This window comes from Bradyrhizobium jicamae (assembly GCF_018130695.1).
Classification (GTDB): domain Bacteria; phylum Pseudomonadota; class Alphaproteobacteria; order Rhizobiales; family Xanthobacteraceae; genus Bradyrhizobium; species Bradyrhizobium jicamae_B.
The window spans coordinates 152,181-169,605 of sequence record NZ_JAFCJX010000008.1 but is presented as its reverse complement, the minus strand read 5'-3'; the positions used below and the strand labels follow the sequence as shown (position 1 = coordinate 169,605).

Annotated in this window: 16 protein-coding genes; 11 read left to right on the top strand and 5 right to left on the bottom strand. The window is 65.1% G+C overall.

What is annotated here, in order from left to right:
• The first annotated feature begins 3 nt into the window (after positions 1–3).
• The 5 genes from JQ604_RS13615 (at position 4) to JQ604_RS13595 (ending at position 8,974) form a co-directional block, all read left to right on the top strand.
• Positions 4–2,148, top strand: coding sequence for a methyl-accepting chemotaxis protein (locus tag JQ604_RS13615; RefSeq protein ID WP_212357910.1), 2,145 nt, complete (start codon positions 4–6; stop codon positions 2,146–2,148).
• A gap of 217 nt (positions 2,149–2,365) precedes the next feature.
• Positions 2,366–3,427 (top strand): MBL fold metallo-hydrolase, encoded by a 1,062-nt coding sequence (locus JQ604_RS13610; protein ID WP_212357909.1) that lies wholly within the window; start codon positions 2,366–2,368, stop codon positions 3,425–3,427.
• A gap of 190 nt (positions 3,428–3,617) precedes the next feature.
• Positions 3,618–4,847: a 5-aminolevulinate synthase gene (hemA, locus tag JQ604_RS13605; protein WP_212357908.1), complete on the top strand. Its 1,230-nt coding sequence runs from the start codon at positions 3,618–3,620 to the stop codon at positions 4,845–4,847.
• A 272-nt stretch (positions 4,848–5,119) separates the two neighbouring features.
• Positions 5,120–8,629: a PAS domain-containing hybrid sensor histidine kinase/response regulator gene (locus JQ604_RS13600; RefSeq protein ID WP_212357907.1), complete on the top strand. Its 3,510-nt coding sequence runs from the start codon at positions 5,120–5,122 to the stop codon at positions 8,627–8,629.
• A 3-nt stretch (positions 8,630–8,632) separates the two neighbouring features.
• Entirely contained in the window at positions 8,633–8,974 is a 342-nt protein-coding gene (locus tag JQ604_RS13595) for a hypothetical protein (protein ID WP_212357906.1), read from the top strand.
• A gap of 72 nt (positions 8,975–9,046) precedes the next feature.
• Here the strand turns inward: JQ604_RS13595 and JQ604_RS13590 are convergent, their stop codons facing one another.
• Entirely contained in the window at positions 9,047–9,721 is a 675-nt protein-coding gene (locus tag JQ604_RS13590; RefSeq protein ID WP_212357905.1) for a response regulator transcription factor, read from the bottom strand.
• A 352-nt stretch (positions 9,722–10,073) separates the two neighbouring features.
• On the opposite strand from JQ604_RS13590, the gene JQ604_RS13585 reads away from it, so the two are divergent.
• Positions 10,074–11,699: an MFS transporter gene (locus JQ604_RS13585; RefSeq protein ID WP_212358031.1), complete on the top strand. Its 1,626-nt coding sequence runs from the start codon at positions 10,074–10,076 to the stop codon at positions 11,697–11,699.
• A 51-nt stretch (positions 11,700–11,750) separates the two neighbouring features.
• Here JQ604_RS13585 and JQ604_RS13580 read toward each other — a convergent pair whose 3' ends face one another.
• Both JQ604_RS13580 and JQ604_RS13575 read right to left on the bottom strand, forming a co-directional pair.
• Entirely contained in the window at positions 11,751–12,218 is a 468-nt protein-coding gene (locus JQ604_RS13580) for a secondary thiamine-phosphate synthase enzyme YjbQ (protein ID WP_212357904.1), read from the bottom strand.
• A gap of 23 nt (positions 12,219–12,241) precedes the next feature.
• The gene (locus JQ604_RS13575; protein WP_212357903.1) at positions 12,242–12,772 is read right to left on the bottom strand and encodes a hypothetical protein; all 531 of its coding nucleotides are present in this window, start codon (positions 12,770–12,772) and stop codon (positions 12,242–12,244) included.
• Positions 12,773–13,233: 461 nt separating this feature from the next.
• Between JQ604_RS13575 and JQ604_RS13570 the strand changes: the two genes are divergently transcribed.
• From JQ604_RS13570 to JQ604_RS13550, 5 genes are all read left to right on the top strand, one after another.
• Positions 13,234–13,605: an AtpZ/AtpI family protein gene (locus tag JQ604_RS13570; RefSeq protein WP_212357902.1), complete on the top strand. Its 372-nt coding sequence runs from the start codon at positions 13,234–13,236 to the stop codon at positions 13,603–13,605.
• A gap of 72 nt (positions 13,606–13,677) precedes the next feature.
• Entirely contained in the window at positions 13,678–14,427 is a 750-nt protein-coding gene (locus JQ604_RS13565) for a F0F1 ATP synthase subunit A (protein ID WP_212357901.1), read from the top strand.
• A 55-nt stretch (positions 14,428–14,482) separates the two neighbouring features.
• The gene (locus JQ604_RS13560) at positions 14,483–14,713 is read left to right on the top strand and encodes a F0F1 ATP synthase subunit C (RefSeq protein ID WP_192735362.1); all 231 of its coding nucleotides are present in this window, start codon (positions 14,483–14,485) and stop codon (positions 14,711–14,713) included.
• A 64-nt stretch (positions 14,714–14,777) separates the two neighbouring features.
• Positions 14,778–15,344, top strand: a complete 567-nt coding sequence (locus JQ604_RS13555) for a F0F1 ATP synthase subunit B (protein ID WP_212357900.1) — start codon at positions 14,778–14,780, stop codon at positions 15,342–15,344.
• Positions 15,345–15,347: 3 nt separating this feature from the next.
• Positions 15,348–15,833, top strand: a complete 486-nt coding sequence (locus tag JQ604_RS13550; protein ID WP_212357899.1) for an ATP F0F1 synthase subunit B — start codon at positions 15,348–15,350, stop codon at positions 15,831–15,833.
• A gap of 195 nt (positions 15,834–16,028) precedes the next feature.
• Here JQ604_RS13550 and JQ604_RS13545 read toward each other — a convergent pair whose 3' ends face one another.
• Both JQ604_RS13545 and JQ604_RS13540 read right to left on the bottom strand, forming a co-directional pair.
• Positions 16,029–16,673 (bottom strand): hypothetical protein, encoded by a 645-nt coding sequence (locus tag JQ604_RS13545; RefSeq protein ID WP_212357898.1) that lies wholly within the window; start codon positions 16,671–16,673, stop codon positions 16,029–16,031.
• Between the two features lie 117 nt (positions 16,674–16,790).
• On the bottom strand, positions 16,791–17,378 hold the full coding sequence (locus JQ604_RS13540; RefSeq protein ID WP_212357897.1) for a GNAT family N-acetyltransferase: 588 nt from the start codon (positions 17,376–17,378) through the stop codon (positions 16,791–16,793).
• Between the last annotated feature and the right edge of the window lie 47 nt (positions 17,379–17,425).

Sequence of the window (17,425 nt, the reverse complement as noted above, 5' to 3'; positions counted from 1 at the left end):
GCAATGGCGTTTCGATTCAAGCTCGGCAAACCAAATTTCAAGCGCATCCATCTTCCGAAGATGGGCGTGCGCGGCAGCCTGTTCGCGGCGTTTGCCGTGATCGCGGGCATGGCGCTGGTGATCAGCGCCGGCGCCGGCTGGGTGTTCAGCCAGCTCGGCACCACCATGACCGACCTCAGCGGCCGCGACATTCCGCGTCTCGCCGCCAGCCTCCAATTGTCCGCGCAGAGCGCAGCACTCGCAGCGCAAGGACCGGGCCTGCTGGCCTCGCCGACCGAAGACGCCCTGAACGAGCGCACCAAGAAGGTGAAGGAAGTCCAGCAGCAGCTCACCGCCAAGCTCGGCGAGATCATCGAGCTCGGCGCCGACAAGTCGATCGTGGCTGCGCTGAAGGAAAATGCCAAGAACACCGATGAGGCGACGAACAGCCTGATCTCGGCGGCGAAGGAGCGGCTGGAGGTCGCAGCGCTGCATGACAAGCAATACATCGCGCTGCGCAAGGCACAGACCGCGTTCGTCTCGGCCGCCAGCCCAGCGATGCTGGATGCGCAGACACGGCTGAGCGCCATCCTGGGCTCGGCCGAAGTCAACGGCGACGACGCAACCGAAGCCGCCCGCACGGTCGGCCAGATCGGCACCATCCTGGCGCTCGGCAACCTCGCTGCCGCCGACATGACGGCGGGGCTGTCGGCCAGCTCCAGCGACATGCTCGAACAGATCGAGAAGGAATTCAAGGCGAGCCACGAGCGTATCAAGTCCAACCTCGAAGACCTGCCGAAGAATCCGGCGATCGCGGCGATGCATGACACTGCGCAGAAGCTGCTGGCGCTCGGCTCCGGCAAGACCGGTGTGTTCAAGCTGCGCGAGAAGGAGCTCGACTCGATCGACTACGGCCAGACCATCCTCGACGAGACCCGCAAGCTCAATGTCGGCCTCGGCATCAGCGTGCAGCAGCTGGTCGACGGCGTGCAGAAGGAGACCAACGCGGCGACCTTCGCGGCGCGGCAGCAGATCTCGCTCGCAACCACCGTGATGATCGGCCTCGGCGCGCTGACCCTGGTCGGCTCGTTCCTGTTCGTCTGGCTCTATGTCGGCCGCAACATCCTGCGCCGCATCCGCGGGCTGCAGCGCTCGATGCAGCTGCTGTCCGACGGCGATCTCGAGACCGAGATCCCCGCGAGCCGCCAGCGCGACGAGATCTCGGCAATGGCCGACTCGCTACAGATCTTCCGCGAGAGCATGCTGGAGGGCCGCGAGCTCTCGGCCGCCCAGGACAAGGACCGCGTCGCCAAGACCGAGCGCGCCACGCGCATGGAAAACCAGATCGTCGCGTTCGAATCCACCGTGCGGACCGCGCTCGACAGCCTGCAGACCTCGGCCAATTCGATGCAGTCGACCGCGCAGAGCATGTCGGCGACCGCAGACCAGTCGAGCTCGCTGGTCAATGCTGTGGCCTCGGCCGCAGAGGAAACCTCGGTCAACGTGCAGACGGTGTCCGCCGGCACCGAGGAGCTGTCGTCCTCGATCGAGGAGATCAGCCGCCAGGTCGTCACCTCGGCGGAGATCGCCCGCAAGGCGGTGGCGGAAGCAAGCTCGACCGACGCCACCATGCAGGGGCTAGCCGACAATGCCGGCCGCATCAGCGTCGTGGTCGACCTGATCCAGACCATCGCCTCGCAGACCAACCTGCTCGCGCTCAACGCCACCATCGAGGCGGCGCGCGCCGGTGAAGCCGGGCGCGGCTTTGCGGTGGTCGCAAGCGAGGTGAAGAACCTCGCCAGCCAGACCGCGAAGGCGACGGAAGAGATCCGCCAGCAGATCGTCAGCATGCAGACCGTGACGACGACGGCGGTCTCCGCGATCCGCAGCATCTCCGGCACTATCGGCGAGATCAACGACGTCACTACCGCGATCGCCGCTGCCGTCGAGGAGCAGGGTGCTGCGACCCGCGAGATCGCCCGCAATATCCAGCACGCCGCCGGCGGCACCAGCGAGGTGTCGAGCAACATCGTCGGCGTCAGCAACGCCTCCTCCGAGGCGGGCGCCGCGGCCGGCGAGGTGCTCAACGCCTCCGACGCGCTGCGCCGCGAGGCCGACGTGCTGCGCTCGGAGATCGACGCCTTCCTGTCGAACATCCGCGCGGCGTAAGCAACGAAGCTGCCGTAGCCCGGATGGAGCACAAGCGAAATCCGGGAGCGGTCTGCCCGCGGATAGAGCCGCCCCGGATTGCGCGGAGCCTGTCATCGGGCGCGCGTTCGCGCGACCCGTTGGCTCCATCCGGGCTACGGAATTTCTAGTTCCTGTTCACACCGGCCATCCGATTTTTCGGCTGGCGCGGCCGGCCGTGGCCCGCTAAGCCGGTAGAATGAATCCAAAACCAGACAGCATCCACTCCTCCGCGGAAGCATTGCGGTACCCTTGGGAAAACCATCCCGGCCACGACCAGGTCGTGGAGGTGACGCCGGGCGTGCTCTGGGTGCGGCTGAAGCTGCCGTTCCGACTCAACCATGTGAACATCTATCTGCTGGCCGACGGCGACGGCTGGGCGATGGTGGATTCCGGCTTCGGCAACGAGGAGTCGATCGCAGCGTGGACCACGCTGTTCGAAGGGCCGCTTAGCCACGTCAAGGTCACGCGCCTGATCGTGACCCACTCGCATCCTGACCATGTCGGCCTTGCCGGCTGGATCACCGAGCGCTTCGACTGCCCGCTGTTCATGTCGCAGGTCGAGTATCTGCAGTCGGTCTATCACCAGAACCGCGGCACCGAGGAGCGGCGCGCCGCGCAGCGGCTGTTCTTCCGCCGCCACGGCATGGACGAAGACCTGACCGAAAAGCTGCTCGGCCGCGGCCAGGATTATCTGAAGCGGGTCTCGGTGCTGCCGCCGTCCTATCACCGCCTCTCTCATGGCGACGAGGTCGTGATCGGCACCCGCCGCTTCAAGGTGATCACGGGCGGCGGCCACGCGCTCGATCAGGTCATGTTGTATTGCGCGGCCGACAAGCTGTTCCTCTCCGCCGACCAGGTGCTGAGCAAGATCTCGCCCAATGTCAGCGTCTGGGCCGTCGAGCCGCAGCAGAACTCGCTCGGCGAATATCTGGCGTCGCTGGCGAGCCTGACCACCACGCTGCCCTATGACGTGATGGTGCTGCCCGGCCACGGCGTGCCGTTCTACGGGCTGAAGACCCGGATCAAGCAGCTCGCCGATCACCACGAGGAGCGCTGCCGGCTGATCGCGGACGCCTGCCGCGAGGTGCCGAAAACCTCGCGAGAACTGGTCCCTGTCGTGTTCAACAAATACCCCCTCGACGTCCACCAGATGGGCTTCGCATCCGGCGAACTGGTCGCCCATGTCAATTACATGCTGGTCGAGGGACGGCTGACCTCAGAGCAGGTCGACGGTGTGTTCCAGTATCGCACGACCTGATCCGCGCCGGCCCACGGGCCATCCCGGGCGCTCGGCCGCTTGACCGAAATCAATCCAAGCCACGGTCCGATAGGGCATTTTGCCCAAGTGCGGCCGCGCGGCCAAATGTGGGATAGCGCATAGACATTAGAGCTGGAAAAGCTCTAAGAAAGCCGGGCAGCGGTCAGGTTCCGCCTTTTTGGGTACGCCGATGGATTACAGCAAGTTCTTCAATGCCGCCCTCACCCGCCTCCATGACGAGCGGCGCTACCGCGTGTTCGCCGACCTGGAGCGGATGGCCGGCCGTTTCCCGCATGCGACCTGGCACACGCCGAAGGGCCCGCGCAATGTCGTGATCTGGTGCTCCAACGACTATCTCGGCATGGGCCAGCACCCGAAGGTGGTCGGCGCCATGGTCGAGACCGCGACCCGGGTCGGCACCGGCGCCGGCGGCACCCGCAACATCGCGGGCACCCACCATCCCTTGGTCCAGCTCGAAGCGGAACTCGCCGACCTCCATGGCAAGGAAGCCTCGCTGCTGTTCACCTCGGGCTATGTCTCGAACCAGACCGGCATCTCGACGATCGCCAAGCTGATCCCGAACTGCCTGATCCTGTCGGACGCGCTGAACCACAATTCGATGATCGAGGGCGTCCGCCAGGCCGGCTGCGAGCGCCAGATTTTCCGCCACAACGACATTGCCCATCTCGAAGAGCTCCTGATCGCCGCCGGCCCTGAAAGGCCCAAGCTGATCGTCTGCGAGAGCCTCTACTCCATGGATGGCGACGTCGCGCCGCTCGCCAGGATCTGCGATCTCGCCGAGACATACGGCGCCATGACCTATGTCGATGAGGTCCATGCGGTCGGCATGTACGGCCCGCGCGGCGGCGGCATTGCCGAGCGCGACGGCGTCATGCACCGGATCGACGTCCTCGAAGGCACGCTGGCCAAGGCATTCGGCTGCCTCGGCGGCTATATCGCAGGGAAGGCCGAGATCATCGACGCGGTGCGCTCCTATGCGCCGGGCTTCATCTTCACGACCGCGCTGCCGCCGGCGATCTGCTCGGCCGCGACCGCCGCGATCAAGCATCTGAAGACCTCGAGCTGGGAGCGCGAGCGGCATCAGGACCGCGCCGCCCGCACCAAGGCGATCCTCAACGCCGCCGGCCTGCCCGTGATGTCGAACGACACCCACATCGTGCCGCTGTTCGTCGGCGATCCCGAGAAGTGCAAGCGCGCCTCCGACATGCTGCTGGAGGAGCACGGCATCTACATCCAGCCGATCAACTATCCGACGGTCGCCAAGGGCACCGAGCGGCTCCGCATCACGCCCTCGCCCTACCATGACGACGGGCTGATCGACGCGCTGGCCGAAGCGCTGCTGCAGGTCTGGGACCGGCTCGGCCTGCCCCTGCAGAAAAAGTCGCTGGCGGCGGAGTAACCTCTTCGTTCCTCATGGTGAGGAGCGCGGAACGCGCGTCTCCGGACGATGCTGCGCATCGCCGGGCGAACCATGAGGCCCCGTTGGTGGCCTGCATCCTTCGAGACGCCCGCTAACGCGGGCTCCTCAGGATGAGGGTTAGCAGCGGCGACCAGTAACCCTACCCACACAGCTTCCGAATTGGGCCGGTCGCGCGGTGCGCGGCCGGCCCAATGCGTTTATACTCGCTGCGACCGGCCATCTCCTTGGGCCGGGACAGGAGATGAGCAGCGATGCTGCACGACTGGGGCGTCATCGCTACGGCGTTCGCCTACATCGGATTGTTGTTCTTCGTGGCCAGCCGCGGCGACCGGATGCCGGCTGGCGAGCGCGGCCGCGCCAGCCACTGGATCTACCCGCTCTCGCTGGCGATCTACTGTACCTCCTGGACCTTCTTCGGCTCGGTCGGCTTCGCGACCCGGACCGCGACCGACTTCCTGGCGATCTATATCGGCCCGGTCCTGATGATCGGCCTGTGCACGCCGCTGCTGCGGCGGGTGATCGCGCTCGCCAAGTCGCAGAATATCACCTCGATCGCCGACTTCATCGCCGCGCGCTATGGCAAGAGCCAGGCGGTGGCCGCGACCGTGGCCGGCATCGCGATCATCGGCTCGGTGCCCTACATCGCGCTGCAGCTCAAGGCGATGGCCTCCTCGCTGGAAACCATTTTGAGCGAGGACCAGGCGTTCTCCAAGATCCCCGTGATCGGCGACATCGCGCTGATCGTGACGCTCGCGATGGCGGTGTTCGCGGTGCTGTTCGGCACCCGCCACACCGATGCCACCGAGCACCAGCACGGCCTGATCCTGGCGATCGCGACCGAGTCGATCGTCAAGCTGGTCGCCTTCATCGCCGCCGGCGCCTTCGTCACCTTCTGGATGTTCTCGCCGACCGAGCTCTATGAGCGCGCGCTGAAGACGCCGGAGGCGCTGCGCGCGATCCAGTATGTGCCGTCGATCGGCAATTTCCTGATCATGACGCTGCTGTCGTTCTGCGCGATCATGCTGTTGCCGCGCCAGTTCCACGTCAGCGTGGTCGAGAACTCGACCAGCGCCGAGGTCAGCAGGGCGCGCTGGCTGTTCCCGCTTTACCTCGTCGCGATCAATTTGTTCGTGATCCCGATCGCGATCGCGGGCCTGATCACCTTCCCGTTCGGCGCGGTCGACGCCGACATGTTCGTGCTGGCGCTGCCGATCGAGGGCAACTCGCAACTGCTGAGCCTTGCCGTGTTCGTCGGCGGCCTGTCGGCGGCGACCGCGATGGTGATCGTCGAATGCGTCGCACTGTCGATCATGGTGTCCAACGATCTCGTGCTGCCGCTGGTGCTGCCGCGCAGCGACGACGCCCGCCTCACCCAAAAGGACTTCGGCGACTTCCTCTTGAAGGCGCGCCGCTTCTCGATCTTCGCCATCATGATCATGGCGTATTTCTACTACCGCGCGCTCGGCAACACCCAGCTGGTCTCGATCGGCCTGCTGTCGTTTGCCGCGATCGCCCAGCTTGCGCCGGCATTCTTCGGCGGCCTGTTCTGGCGGCGCGCCACTGCGCGCGGCGCCATGGTGGGCATGATCGTCGGCTTCGTGGTCTGGCTCTACACGCTGTTCGTGCCGAGCTTCCTGGAGACCTCCACCGCCGGGCTGATGCTGCTGCAGCACGGCCCGTTCGGCATCGAGGCGCTGCGGCCGCAGGCGCTGTTCGGCGCCGACCTGCCACCGCTGCTGCACGGGGTGCTCTGGAGCCTGTTGCTCAATATCGGGACCTACGTCATCTTCTCGCTGGCGCGCGAGCCATCGTCGATCGAGCACCTGCAGGCCGATCTGTTCGTGCCGACGACGCTGGCGCCGATCACGCCGACCTTCCGCCGCTGGCGCACCACCGTGACGGTGCAGGACATCCAGAGCACGGTCACGCAATATGTCGGCCCCGACCGCGCCCGCCAGGCGTTCGAGACCTTTGCCGCCAATCACCATGGCCGGCTCGAGCCGGCGGCGCCTGCCGATTTCGAATTGCTGCAGCACGCCGAGCGGCTGATCGCATCCTCGATCGGGGCTGCGTCCTCACGCCTCGTGATGTCGCTCTTGCTGCGCAAGCGGACGGTCTCGGCCAAGGCTGCGCTCAAACTGCTCGACGACTCCCATGCCGCGCTGCATTTCAACCGCGAGATCCTGCAGACCGCGCTCAACCACGTGCGTCAGGGCATCGCGGTGTTCGACGCCGACCTGCAGCTGATCTGCTCCAACCGCCAGTTCAGCGAACTTCTCATGCTGCCGCCGCATCTGGTGCAGCTCGGCATTCCCCTGCCCGAGATCCTCGAATACATGGGCGCGGTCAGCCCTGCCGGCGCCGGTGATAGCGACAGCCTGCTGGAGAAGCGGCTCGCCGCCTACACCACCGAGGGCGAGCCCTATCTCGAACGCTTCACCGACCGTCATCTGGTGATCGAGGTCCGCACCAACCGGATGCCGGGCGGCGGCCTCGTCATCACCTTCTCCGACGTGACACCGAGCTTCGAGGCGGCTGAGGCGCTGGAGCGCGCCAACGCGACGCTGGAGAAGCGCGTGCGCGACCGCACCGAGGAGCTGACCCGCCTCAATTCCGAGCTCGCGACGGCCAAGAGCACCGCCGAGGACGCCAACATCTCCAAGACACGCTTCCTCGCCGCCGCGAGCCACGACATCCTGCAGCCCCTGAATGCGGCCCGCCTCTATGTGACGAGCCTGGTCGAGCGCCAGAACGGCGGCGAGGATTCGCGCCTGGTCGAGAACATCGACGATTCGCTCGAGGCGATCGAGGACATCCTCGGCGCGCTGCTCGATATCTCCCGCCTCGATGCCGGCGCGATGACGCCGTCGATCACCAGCTTCAAGATGGCGGATCTGATGCGCTCGCTGGAGATCGAGTTCGCGCCGATCGCCCGCGACAAGGGTCTCGATCTGCGCTTCGTGCTCTGCTCGCTGCCGGTCGAGTCCGACCGCTCGCTGCTGCGCCGGCTGCTGCAGAACTTCATCTCCAACGCCATCAAATACACCCCGCGCGGCACCGTGCTGGTCGGCTGCCGCCGCCATGGCGAGACCTTGCAGATCGGCATCTACGACACCGGCGTCGGCATCCCCGTGCAGAAGCGCAGCGAGATCTTCAAGGAGTTCCACCGCCTCGAGCAGGGCGCGCGGATCGCGCGCGGCCTCGGCCTTGGACTATCGATCGTCGAGCGCCTGGCGCGCGTGCTCAACCACCGCATCGCGATCGACGCCAATGCCAGCGGCGGCTCAGTCTTCTCCGTGACGGTGCCCGTCGCGACCGCCATCAACCACACCGCCGCCGTCACCAGCACGACGCCGCTGGCGAAGACGCCGATGAGCGGCGCGCTGATCGTCTGCATCGAAAACGATCCGGCGATCCTCGACGGCATGAAGACGCTGCTCACCGCCTGGGATGCCGAGGTGATCGCGGTGACCGATCCCGACGCCGCCATGGCCGCGATCGAGGCCTCGGGCGCCAGCGTCACCGGCCTGTTGGTCGACTACCATCTCGACCGCGGCAACGGCGTCGCCGCGATCCGCGAGATCCGCCGCCGCTTCGGCGAGAACATCCCGGCGATCCTGATCACCGCCGACCGCAGCCCACCAGTCCGCGCCGCGGCGCGCGAGGAAAACATCGCGGTGCTGAACAAGCCGGTGAAGCCAGCGTCACTGCGTGCAGTCATCGGACAGTGGCGGACCTTGCAGATGGTGGCGGCGGAGTAACGCATGACCAAGTTTGAAACGTCCTTTGAACAGTTGAAGCTTGAACTTGGCGACTTCCTTCTGGCCATACAAACTGTTCGAAAGGTCGATGCGGCTGCGTTCCAGCGAATTGATCGCGAGGCAACGGTCCTCGCTCATGCACTCAAGGGGCAGGCTCTCATCCCAAAGTCACTGCTGAACGAGTTGTATAAGGCGAGCAAAATCTTGCGGGCTGAGGCGCCTTATATCGAAGACCGCCAAGGTGACCTTGAGGCTATGGCGGATACGCTTGAGACGACGTTTGACCTGATTCTAGCTGGGGAAAGTCCAGATGATCGGCTCCCCGGAGTGCCGCGAATCATCTGAACGCGAGCGTCGTGTGTTGTGCCTGCGAGATGACAGGCACGCTCACCCGATGAATCCTTGGCTATTGGCAAATCAAGCCGTCGGCGTGCCCTGGCGCCATTGGCCGCCGGCGATCTTGGCCGCGGCAATCACCGCCTGGGTGCGGCTTTCGACGCCGAGCTTCTGCAGGATCGCCGAGACGTGGGCCTTGATGGTGGCCTCGGAGACGCCGAGTTCGTAGGCGATCTGCTTGTTGAGCAGGCCTTCCGACAGCATCATCAGCACCCGCACCTGCTGCGGGGTCAGTGTCACCAGGCGGTCGCGCAAGCGGGTCATGTCGGGATCGCCGGCCGCCGAGAGATCGGTATCCGGAGGAACCCAGACGTCGCCCTCCATCACCTTCATGATGGCATCGCGCAGCGTGTCGACGCCGAACCGCTTGGGGATGAAGCCGGAGGCGCCGAAATCGAGCGAGCGGCGGATGGTGCCGGCATCGTCGGTGGCGGAAACGATCACGACCGGGATGGCCGGATATTGCGCCCGCAGATAGATCAGGCCCGAGAAGCCGCTGATCCCGGGCATGCTGAGGTCGAGCAGGACCAGGTCGACCTCGGAGTCGCGCTCCAGCAGCGCAGTCAGGTCCTCGAACGACCCGGCTTCGCTGATCGTGGCGGAATTGACGACGCTCGACACCGCCTGGCGCAACGCGTCGCGGAACAGCGGGTGGTCATCGGCGATGACGAGGTGGGTGTTCACAGCAGCAGTCATCACATTCTCACACACGGGTCGTTGCCGCCCCGCATAAGCCCCCTTGTCCCCCGAGCGGCAGCATCGCGCAAGCGCTCGATAATGCCAAATGCCAACGCAGTTAACTCAGAGGCTTGTGCGTCGCAATAGATGCACGCCCTGCCGCTGCATATCCAATTCAGGTTCCTGTCAGCAAGACAAGGCATGAAAAGGCCGAAAGTCTTATTGGGCGGGGTTTCACGGCGATGTTACCTTGAACCTAAGTCCGAGACTTAATCCGGCCAAGCGCGACGGATGGGCGAGCTTGGCAATAAATTTGGGGGGAGCAATCCAGATGTCCACTATGACGGCAACTTCCGCGCGATCCGGCGGCATGACGAAGGACGAACGCTTCGTTATCCTCGCGTCGTCGCTCGGCACCGTGTTCGAGTGGTACGACTTCTATCTGTACGGTTCGCTCGCCGGCATCATCGGCGCGCAGTTCTTCTCGGCCTATCCGCCGGCGACCCGCGACATCTTCGCGCTGCTGGCCTTCGCCGCCGGCTTCCTGGTGCGCCCGTTCGGCGCCATCGTGTTCGGCCGCGTCGGCGACATCGTCGGCCGCAAATACACCTTCCTCGTCACCATCCTGATCATGGGCCTGTCGACCTTCATCGTCGGCATCCTGCCCAATGCCGCGACCATCGGCATCGCGGCGCCGATCATCCTGATCGCACTGCGCCTGCTGCAGGGCCTCGCGCTCGGCGGCGAGTATGGCGGTGCGGCGACCTACGTCGCCGAGCACGCCCCGCAGGGCAAGCGCGGCTACTACACCTCCTTCATCCAGACCACCGCGACGCTCGGCCTGTTCCTGTCGCTGCTGGTGATCCTGTTCACCCGCTCGATCATCGGCGAGAAGGACTTTGCCGATTGGGGCTGGCGCATCCCGTTCCTGGTGTCGGTGCTGCTGCTCGGCATCTCCGTCTGGATCCGGCTGCGCCTCAATGAATCGCCGGTATTCCAGCGCATGAAGGATGAGGGCAAGACCTCGAAGGCGCCGCTGACCGAAGCCTTCGCCAACTGGGCCAACGCCAAGATCGTGCTGCTGGCGCTGATCGGCGGCGTGATGGGCCAGGGCGTGGTCTGGTACACCGGCCAGTTCTATGCGCTGTTCTTCCTGCAATCGATCCTGAAAGTCGACGGCTACACCGCCAACCTCCTGATCGCCTGGTCGCTGCTGCTCGGCACAGGCTTCTTCGTCGTGTTCGGCATGCTGTCCGACCGGATCGGCCGCAAGCCGATCATCCTGGCGGGCTGCGCGATCGCGGCGCTGACCTTCTTCCCGATCTTCAAGATGATCACCACCAATGCCAACCCGGCGCTGGAGAAGGCGATCGAGAGCACGAAGGTCGAGGTGGTGGCCGATCCGGCAGGCTGCGGCGACCTGTTCAACCCGGTCGGCACCCGCGTCTTCACCGCGCCCTGCGACACCGCCCGGGCCTTCCTCGCCCAGTCGTCGGTCAAGTATGCGACGACCTACGGCGCGGCCGGCTCCGGCGTGAAGGTAATGGTCAACGGCAAGGAAGTGCCCTACGCCAACGCCAAGGACGGCAACCCGGCGATCACCGCCGCCGTTGCCGCCGCGGGCTACCCGAAGGCGGGCGATGCCGGCATCGTCAAGATGGCGCACCCGTTCGACATCTTCCGCCCGCAGGTCATGGCGGTGATCGGCCTGCTGTTCATCCTGGTTCTCTTCGTCACCATGGTGTACGGCCCGATCGCTGCGATGCTGGTCGAACTGTTCCCGTCCCGCATCCGCTACACCTCGATGTCGCTGCCCTATCACATCGGCAACGGCTGGTTCGGCGGCCTGCTGCCGGCAACCGCGTTCGCGATCGTGGCCTCGACCGGCGACATCTATGCCGGCCTCTGGTACCCGATCATCTTCGCGGCGATCACGGCTGTCGTCGGCCTGATCTTCCTGCCGGAGACCAAGGACGTCGACATCAGCAAGACCTGATCGTCTGACGAGCAATCAATCCAACGGCCGCGGAGCAATCCGCGGCCGTTCTTATTTTGCGGCGCCGATGAACTGCAGCACGATCTCGCGCCGGTGCGGACGGGCGCGGTGCTCGATCAGATAGATGCCCTGCCAGGTGCCGAGCGCCATCGCGCCGTCGAGCACGGGGATGTGCAGCGACGTCCCTGTCAGCATGGTCTTGATATGCGCGGGCATGTCGTCGGGGCCCTCGGCGTCGTGGCGCCAGCCGGCATTTTCGGGCGCGGCACGATCGAGCGCCGTCATCAGGTCGACCAGCACGGTCGGATCGGCATTCTCCTGGATCGTCAGCGACGCCGAGGTGTGGCGGATGAACAGCGTCACCGCACCTTCGCCGGCGCGCGCCTCGCGCAGGAATTTTGCGACCTCGCCGGTGATGTCGGAAAAGCCCGCGCCGCCGGTCTGCACGGTCAGCCGCGACGACACGACATTGGTCGCCGCGACCACCGAGGGCGCCGAGCGCGTTGCTCTCGCATTCATCGGCAATCTCTCAAATCTTGCTCTCAAATCCTGCCGCCATTGAAGTCGCGCTGGACGCGGTTGGCCATCTCGATCAGGCGGCGCCAGGCTTTTTCCAGGAACGACATCATGCGATCCATGTCGCGATCGCTCGGCAAGGGAATCTCGATCTTGCGCTCGCCCTCGGCAACCTTCGGCTCCGGCTTCTTGAGCGAATCGGCTTTCGGCAGCGCGTCCTCGGTCTTGCCGGCCGCAGCGGGTCCGCGCGCGGCGAGCTCCGCCTTCAGCCTGGCATTGTCGGCCTGCAGCCGGCCGATCTCGGCGTCCATCGCCGCGCGCTCGTCAGGCACGGCATAGCAGGCCCAGCCTGCATTCGAATTCATGCAGGTCGACATCGCGCCGGTGCGGGTGTCGAGCCTGAGGAAACCGTCGGCCGCCGGCGACAGCGTGTAGCGGCCGTTCTCGGTATCGGGTGCGGACTGCGCCGCCGCCGTACCGCTGATCAGCAAAATCGCGGCCAAAATCGCGGCCGAGGCCGGAATCACGGATTTCGATGACGACGTCGCGTTGCGCATGAGCCGGCTCCGCCTCGAAGTGATGTCCCCTGACGTCCTGAAGTATAGACCTCGCGGCACGACTTCAACGCATTGTCTCGCCATTCGATCCGCCGCCTGCCCCGCACGACCGCGATTTACTTCGATATCGCAGTGGCTTACGGGACCATGCGGCCTGCCATCTCGATTCCCGGACGGTGCGGACCACCGCGCCGGCATCAGCTTCCGGCGCGCCATCGCCACGCCGTGCGCCGATCGCGCGCAAATGGCCTGCCGGAACGTTCCCATGCATATGAGCTGCTGCACTGCGATTGCTGCGTCACTCCGCCGTTGTATATCTTCCAATAAATCCAATGAAATCAAAGCAATAACTGGTTACGACGCAATCTTGACTTGATTAGATGTGGTCAGTATGGTCCGCGCGGCTTTTGAGGGTGACGGGCGCAATTTCCATCAACCGCAGCATCGTTTAGTGTTTCAGCATGGCTGAAAGCACGAACGACAACGCAAATGGGAATCGCGATCAAGCGTCCTCCGACGAAGCTGCGCTTTCCGCAAGGCTCGGAAGTCTCGATCATCGGTTGTCTGAAATTCGTGACAGCCGCAGGAGCAAGACTGATCAATCCGGTAATGGGAGCGGGGACGGTGCGGCCAGAGCTTCGGCGATGGCGCTCGGTTTTCGTCTTTCCTCGGAGCTGATCGCGGGCGTTGCCGTCGGGGCGGCGATTGGCTGGGGGGTCGACCGTTGGCTGTCGACATCGCCATTCGGCTTCATCGTGTTCATGCTGCTCGGCTTCGTCGCCGGCGTGGTCAACGTGGTGAGGTCTGCGGGCGTGGCCTCCAGAAAGCGCTGAGCGCTGACGGGAAGTCATGACATTTGAAATTCGATAACCGGCAGGACGGCCGGTGGACCAAGAGCCGCGCGGATGAAAATCGACCCGATCCATCAGTTCAATATCGAGCCCCTGTTCACGCTCGGCCAAATCGGCAATCACACGATCGCCTTCACCAATTCGTCGCTCTACATGCTGATCGCGGTGCTGGTGATCGCGCTGCTGATGCTGGCGAGCGGCCGCGAGCTGGTCCCGGGCCGACTGCAGTCGGTCGCCGAGATCTCCTACGAGTTCGTCGCCTCGACCATCCGTTCGACGGCCGGCGCGGAAGGCATGAAGTTCTTCCCGCTGATCTTCTCGCTGTTCATGTTCATCTGCGTCTCGAACCTGATCGGCATCATCCCCTACACCTTCACGATCTCCAGCCACCTGATCGTCACCGCCGCGCTGGCGCTGCTGGTGTTCTTCACGGTCCTGATCTACGGCGTCGCCAAGAACGGCCTGAAGTTCTTCAAGATCTTCGTTCCCCACGGCGTCCCCGGCTACATCCTGCCGCTGGTGATGTTCATCGAGGTTCTCTCCTTCTTCCTCCGCCCGGTCTCGCACAGCGTGCGTCTGTTCGCCAACATGCTGGCCGGCCATATCGCGCTGAAGGTGTTCGCGGGCTTCATCGCCATGCTCGGCTTCTCGCTCGGCGCGCTCGGCTGGGTCGGCGGCGTGCTGCCGCTGGCGCTCACCATCGCGCTGACCTCGCTCGAACTGCTGGTCGCATTCCTGCAGGCCTACGTGTTCGCGATCCTGACCTGCATCTACCTCAACGACGCCATTCATCCGGGACACTAAGCGGTCCGGGGAATTTCCACCCTCAATCCAAATCCATCTTTCCAAGGAGCTAAACATGGAAGCGTCAGCAGCAAAACTTATCGGCGCGGGCATCGCGTGCATCGGCATGGGCGGCGCGGGCGTCGGCGTGGGCATCATCTTCGGCAACTACCTCGCCGCTGCGGTGCGTAACCCCTCGGCCGCTCAGGGCCAGTTCGGCAACCTGATCTTCGGCTTCGCCGTGACCGAAGCGCTCGGCATTTTCTCGCTGCTGATCGCGCTGCTCCTGCTGTTCGTTCCGCTCTGATCCGAGCGGCACCCCGTCGCGCCGCCATTTCGGGCGGCGCGTATGACAGCAACAGGAGAACACCATGGCTGAGAGTCATGGCGAGGCAAAAGGCCAGAAGGCCGGCGCCCACACCGAGGCTGAAGGCGGACATCACGGCGGCGGTTTTCCGCCGTTCGATTCCTCCACCTACGCCTCGCAGCTGGTGTCGCTGGCCATTGCGTTTGTCGCGCTCTACCTGATCGTGTCGCGTATCGCCCTGCCGCGCGTCGGCGGGACGATCGATGCACGTCAGAACAAGATCGAGGGCGATCTGGCCGAGGCGCAGAAGCTGAAGGATGATTCCGACGCTGCGCTGAAGGCCTATGAGGCCGATCTGGCGGCTGCACGCTCGCGCGCGCAGGCCATCGGCAACGAGGCCCGCGAGAAGCAGAACGCGGCGTCCGAGGCCGAGCGCAAATCGCTGGAAGACAAGCTGGCGGCCAAGCTTGCCGAAGCCGAGAAGCAGATCGCAACGACCCGGACCAATGCCATGAGCAATGTCCGCGGCATCGCGGCGGATGCGGCCGGCGCCATCGTGCAGCGGCTGACCGGCGTCGTTCCGGACGCCAATGCGGTCAACAGCGCCGTCGACGCTTCGCTGAAGGGATAACCGATGTTTTACGAACCGGAGACCTGGGTTGCGATCGCGTTCGTCATTCTGATGATCGTGTTCGGCTATCTCGGCGTCTTTCGCACGGCGATGACCGCACTCGACCACCGCGCCGAGCGCATCAAGGCCGAACTCGACGACGCTCGCCGTCTGAAGGAAGAGGCCACCAAGCTGCTTGCGGAGTACAAGACCCGCCGCGCCAGCGCCGAGCGTGAGGCCGAGGAGATCGTCGCGAACGCCAAGGCCGAGGCCGAGCGGATCGCAACGGAAGCCAAGGCCAAGATGGAAGATTTTGTCGCCCGGCGGACCAAGACCGCCGAGAGCAAGATCGCGCTGGCCGAGGCCCAGGCGGTGGCCGACGTCCGTGCCGCCGCGGCCGAAGCCGCAGTGACCGCCGCCTCGACGATCCTGTCGCAGTCGGTCAAGGGCCAGGTCGCCGAGGACCTCGTGTCCAAGGGCATCGCGGAAGTTCGCTCCAAGCTGAACTGACGAAGACCTTTTCAAACACAAAGCCGGCGCGAGATGATCGCGCCGGCTTTTTTTATTCCAGCTGTCGTCGCCCGGCTCGTCCGGGCGATCCAGTATTCCAGAGGCAGTCGTGATTGGCCCGATAAGCCGCGGCGTACTGGATCGCCCGCTTTCGCGGGCGACGACACTGGATGGTGTGGATCGAGTGTCGCGCACTTACTTCTTCTTAGCCCTCGTCTTCGGCTCGGGCTTCAGCGACTGCGGGTCGAAGCCGATGTAGAAGATGTAGTTGTCGGCCACCGACGGCGACGGGGCCGGATAGATCAGATCCTCGGCGACCAGCGTGAACGGCACGCTGCCGCTGTCGTCCATCTGCACCGTGGTCTGGTAGGCCTTGGTCGCGATGGTCTTCTCGCCGACGCCGCCCTGCACCACGGCGACGCGCAGCGGCACGGTCACGCTCGGCGGCGCACCGGAGGGGCCGGCGATGACGCGGCCCTGGATGCCGATCTTGGCCGTGATCTGCCCGCCCTCGAGCGTGCACTGCCGCGCCGTCTTGGTGATCGAGGCCAGGAATTTGAGGTCGTTGCCGACCGGCTGCTTGCCGGGCGCCGCCACCGCATAGGTCGAGGCGCCGGCGCGAATCGTCACCGGCGGGCAGGTCAGCTCGGCATCGCTGTCGTTCAGCGCCGGCGGCTGGCCGGTCGCGGGCTTGTCCGCCGGCTTGTCGGAGCCGCCGAACAGGCTCTTGAAGCGGTCGCTCAGCGACTGCGCCGATGCGGCCGTGGCGAGTGCACTGCAGCCGAGGCCGATCGTCACCGTTGCCGCGATTGCGAGCCTGATCACGCGCTTGTCAGTCATTCCAATATCCGGAGAGGTTCTCATTTGCGCGGGCGTTATAGCAGCGCAATGGCGGCGAACCCAAGGCGGGGAACAAGGCACGGAACAAGGTGGGAAACATCGACCAAAAGACGGACATCAGCCGCGGAAATCCTCGTGCAGCAGGCCGAACAGCAGGTGGTCCTGCCAGACCCCGTTGATGCAGAGATAGCGACGCGCCAGGCCCTCGCGGCTGAAGCCGCATTTCTCCAGCACCCGGATCGACGGCGAATTGGTCGGGATGCAGGCCGCTTCGATGCGGTGCAGGTTGAGCTCGCCGAACAGCGACGGCAGCAGCACCCGCAGCGCCGTCGTCATGTAGCCGCGCGTGGCATGGGGCTGGCCGACCCAATAGCCGATGGTGCCGGCCTGCACGATGCCGCGGCGGACATTGGCGAGCGTGATGCCGCCGATCATGACGCCATCCGATTCGCGGAAGATGATGAACGGATAGGAGCGGTCGGCCGCGATATCCTCGGCATAGCGGCGCAGGCGGCGGCGGAAGCCGGCGCGGGTCAGGTCGTCCGACGGCCAGATCGGCTCCCAGGGCGTGAGATAACCGCGGCTCTGCTCGCGCAGCTGCGCCCATTGCGGGAAGTCGGACATTTGCGGGGCGCGCAGCAGCAGCCCGTGGCCGCGCGGCATCAGCGCAGCCGGTCCACTGGATGGCAAACGAAACAGGGCCATGCCCTACGTTCTCCTGCCCGAACTACCGTTCCTCATTCCGTTGCCAT

Coding starts and splice junctions, on each gene's coding strand:
- JQ604_RS13615 (WP_212357910.1), top strand. CDS start 4: ATGGCGTTTCGATTCAAGCTCGGCAAACCAAATTTCAAGCGCATCCAT.
- JQ604_RS13610 (WP_212357909.1), top strand. CDS start 2,366: ATGAATCCAAAACCAGACAGCATCCACTCCTCCGCGGAAGCATTGCGG.
- hemA (WP_212357908.1), top strand. CDS start 3,618: ATGGATTACAGCAAGTTCTTCAATGCCGCCCTCACCCGCCTCCATGAC.
- JQ604_RS13600 (WP_212357907.1), top strand. CDS start 5,120: ATGCTGCACGACTGGGGCGTCATCGCTACGGCGTTCGCCTACATCGGA.
- JQ604_RS13595 (WP_212357906.1), top strand. CDS start 8,633: ATGACCAAGTTTGAAACGTCCTTTGAACAGTTGAAGCTTGAACTTGGC.
- JQ604_RS13590 (WP_212357905.1), bottom strand. CDS start 9,721: ATGACTGCTGCTGTGAACACCCACCTCGTCATCGCCGATGACCACCCG.
- JQ604_RS13585 (WP_212358031.1), top strand. CDS start 10,074: ATGACGAAGGACGAACGCTTCGTTATCCTCGCGTCGTCGCTCGGCACC.
- JQ604_RS13580 (WP_212357904.1), bottom strand. CDS start 12,218: ATGAATGCGAGAGCAACGCGCTCGGCGCCCTCGGTGGTCGCGGCGACC.
- JQ604_RS13575 (WP_212357903.1), bottom strand. CDS start 12,772: ATGCGCAACGCGACGTCGTCATCGAAATCCGTGATTCCGGCCTCGGCC.
- JQ604_RS13570 (WP_212357902.1), top strand. CDS start 13,234: ATGGCTGAAAGCACGAACGACAACGCAAATGGGAATCGCGATCAAGCG.
- JQ604_RS13565 (WP_212357901.1), top strand. CDS start 13,678: ATGAAAATCGACCCGATCCATCAGTTCAATATCGAGCCCCTGTTCACG.
- JQ604_RS13560 (WP_192735362.1), top strand. CDS start 14,483: ATGGAAGCGTCAGCAGCAAAACTTATCGGCGCGGGCATCGCGTGCATC.
- JQ604_RS13555 (WP_212357900.1), top strand. CDS start 14,778: ATGGCTGAGAGTCATGGCGAGGCAAAAGGCCAGAAGGCCGGCGCCCAC.
- JQ604_RS13550 (WP_212357899.1), top strand. CDS start 15,348: ATGTTTTACGAACCGGAGACCTGGGTTGCGATCGCGTTCGTCATTCTG.
- JQ604_RS13545 (WP_212357898.1), bottom strand. CDS start 16,673: ATGACTGACAAGCGCGTGATCAGGCTCGCAATCGCGGCAACGGTGACG.
- JQ604_RS13540 (WP_212357897.1), bottom strand. CDS start 17,378: ATGGCCCTGTTTCGTTTGCCATCCAGTGGACCGGCTGCGCTGATGCCG.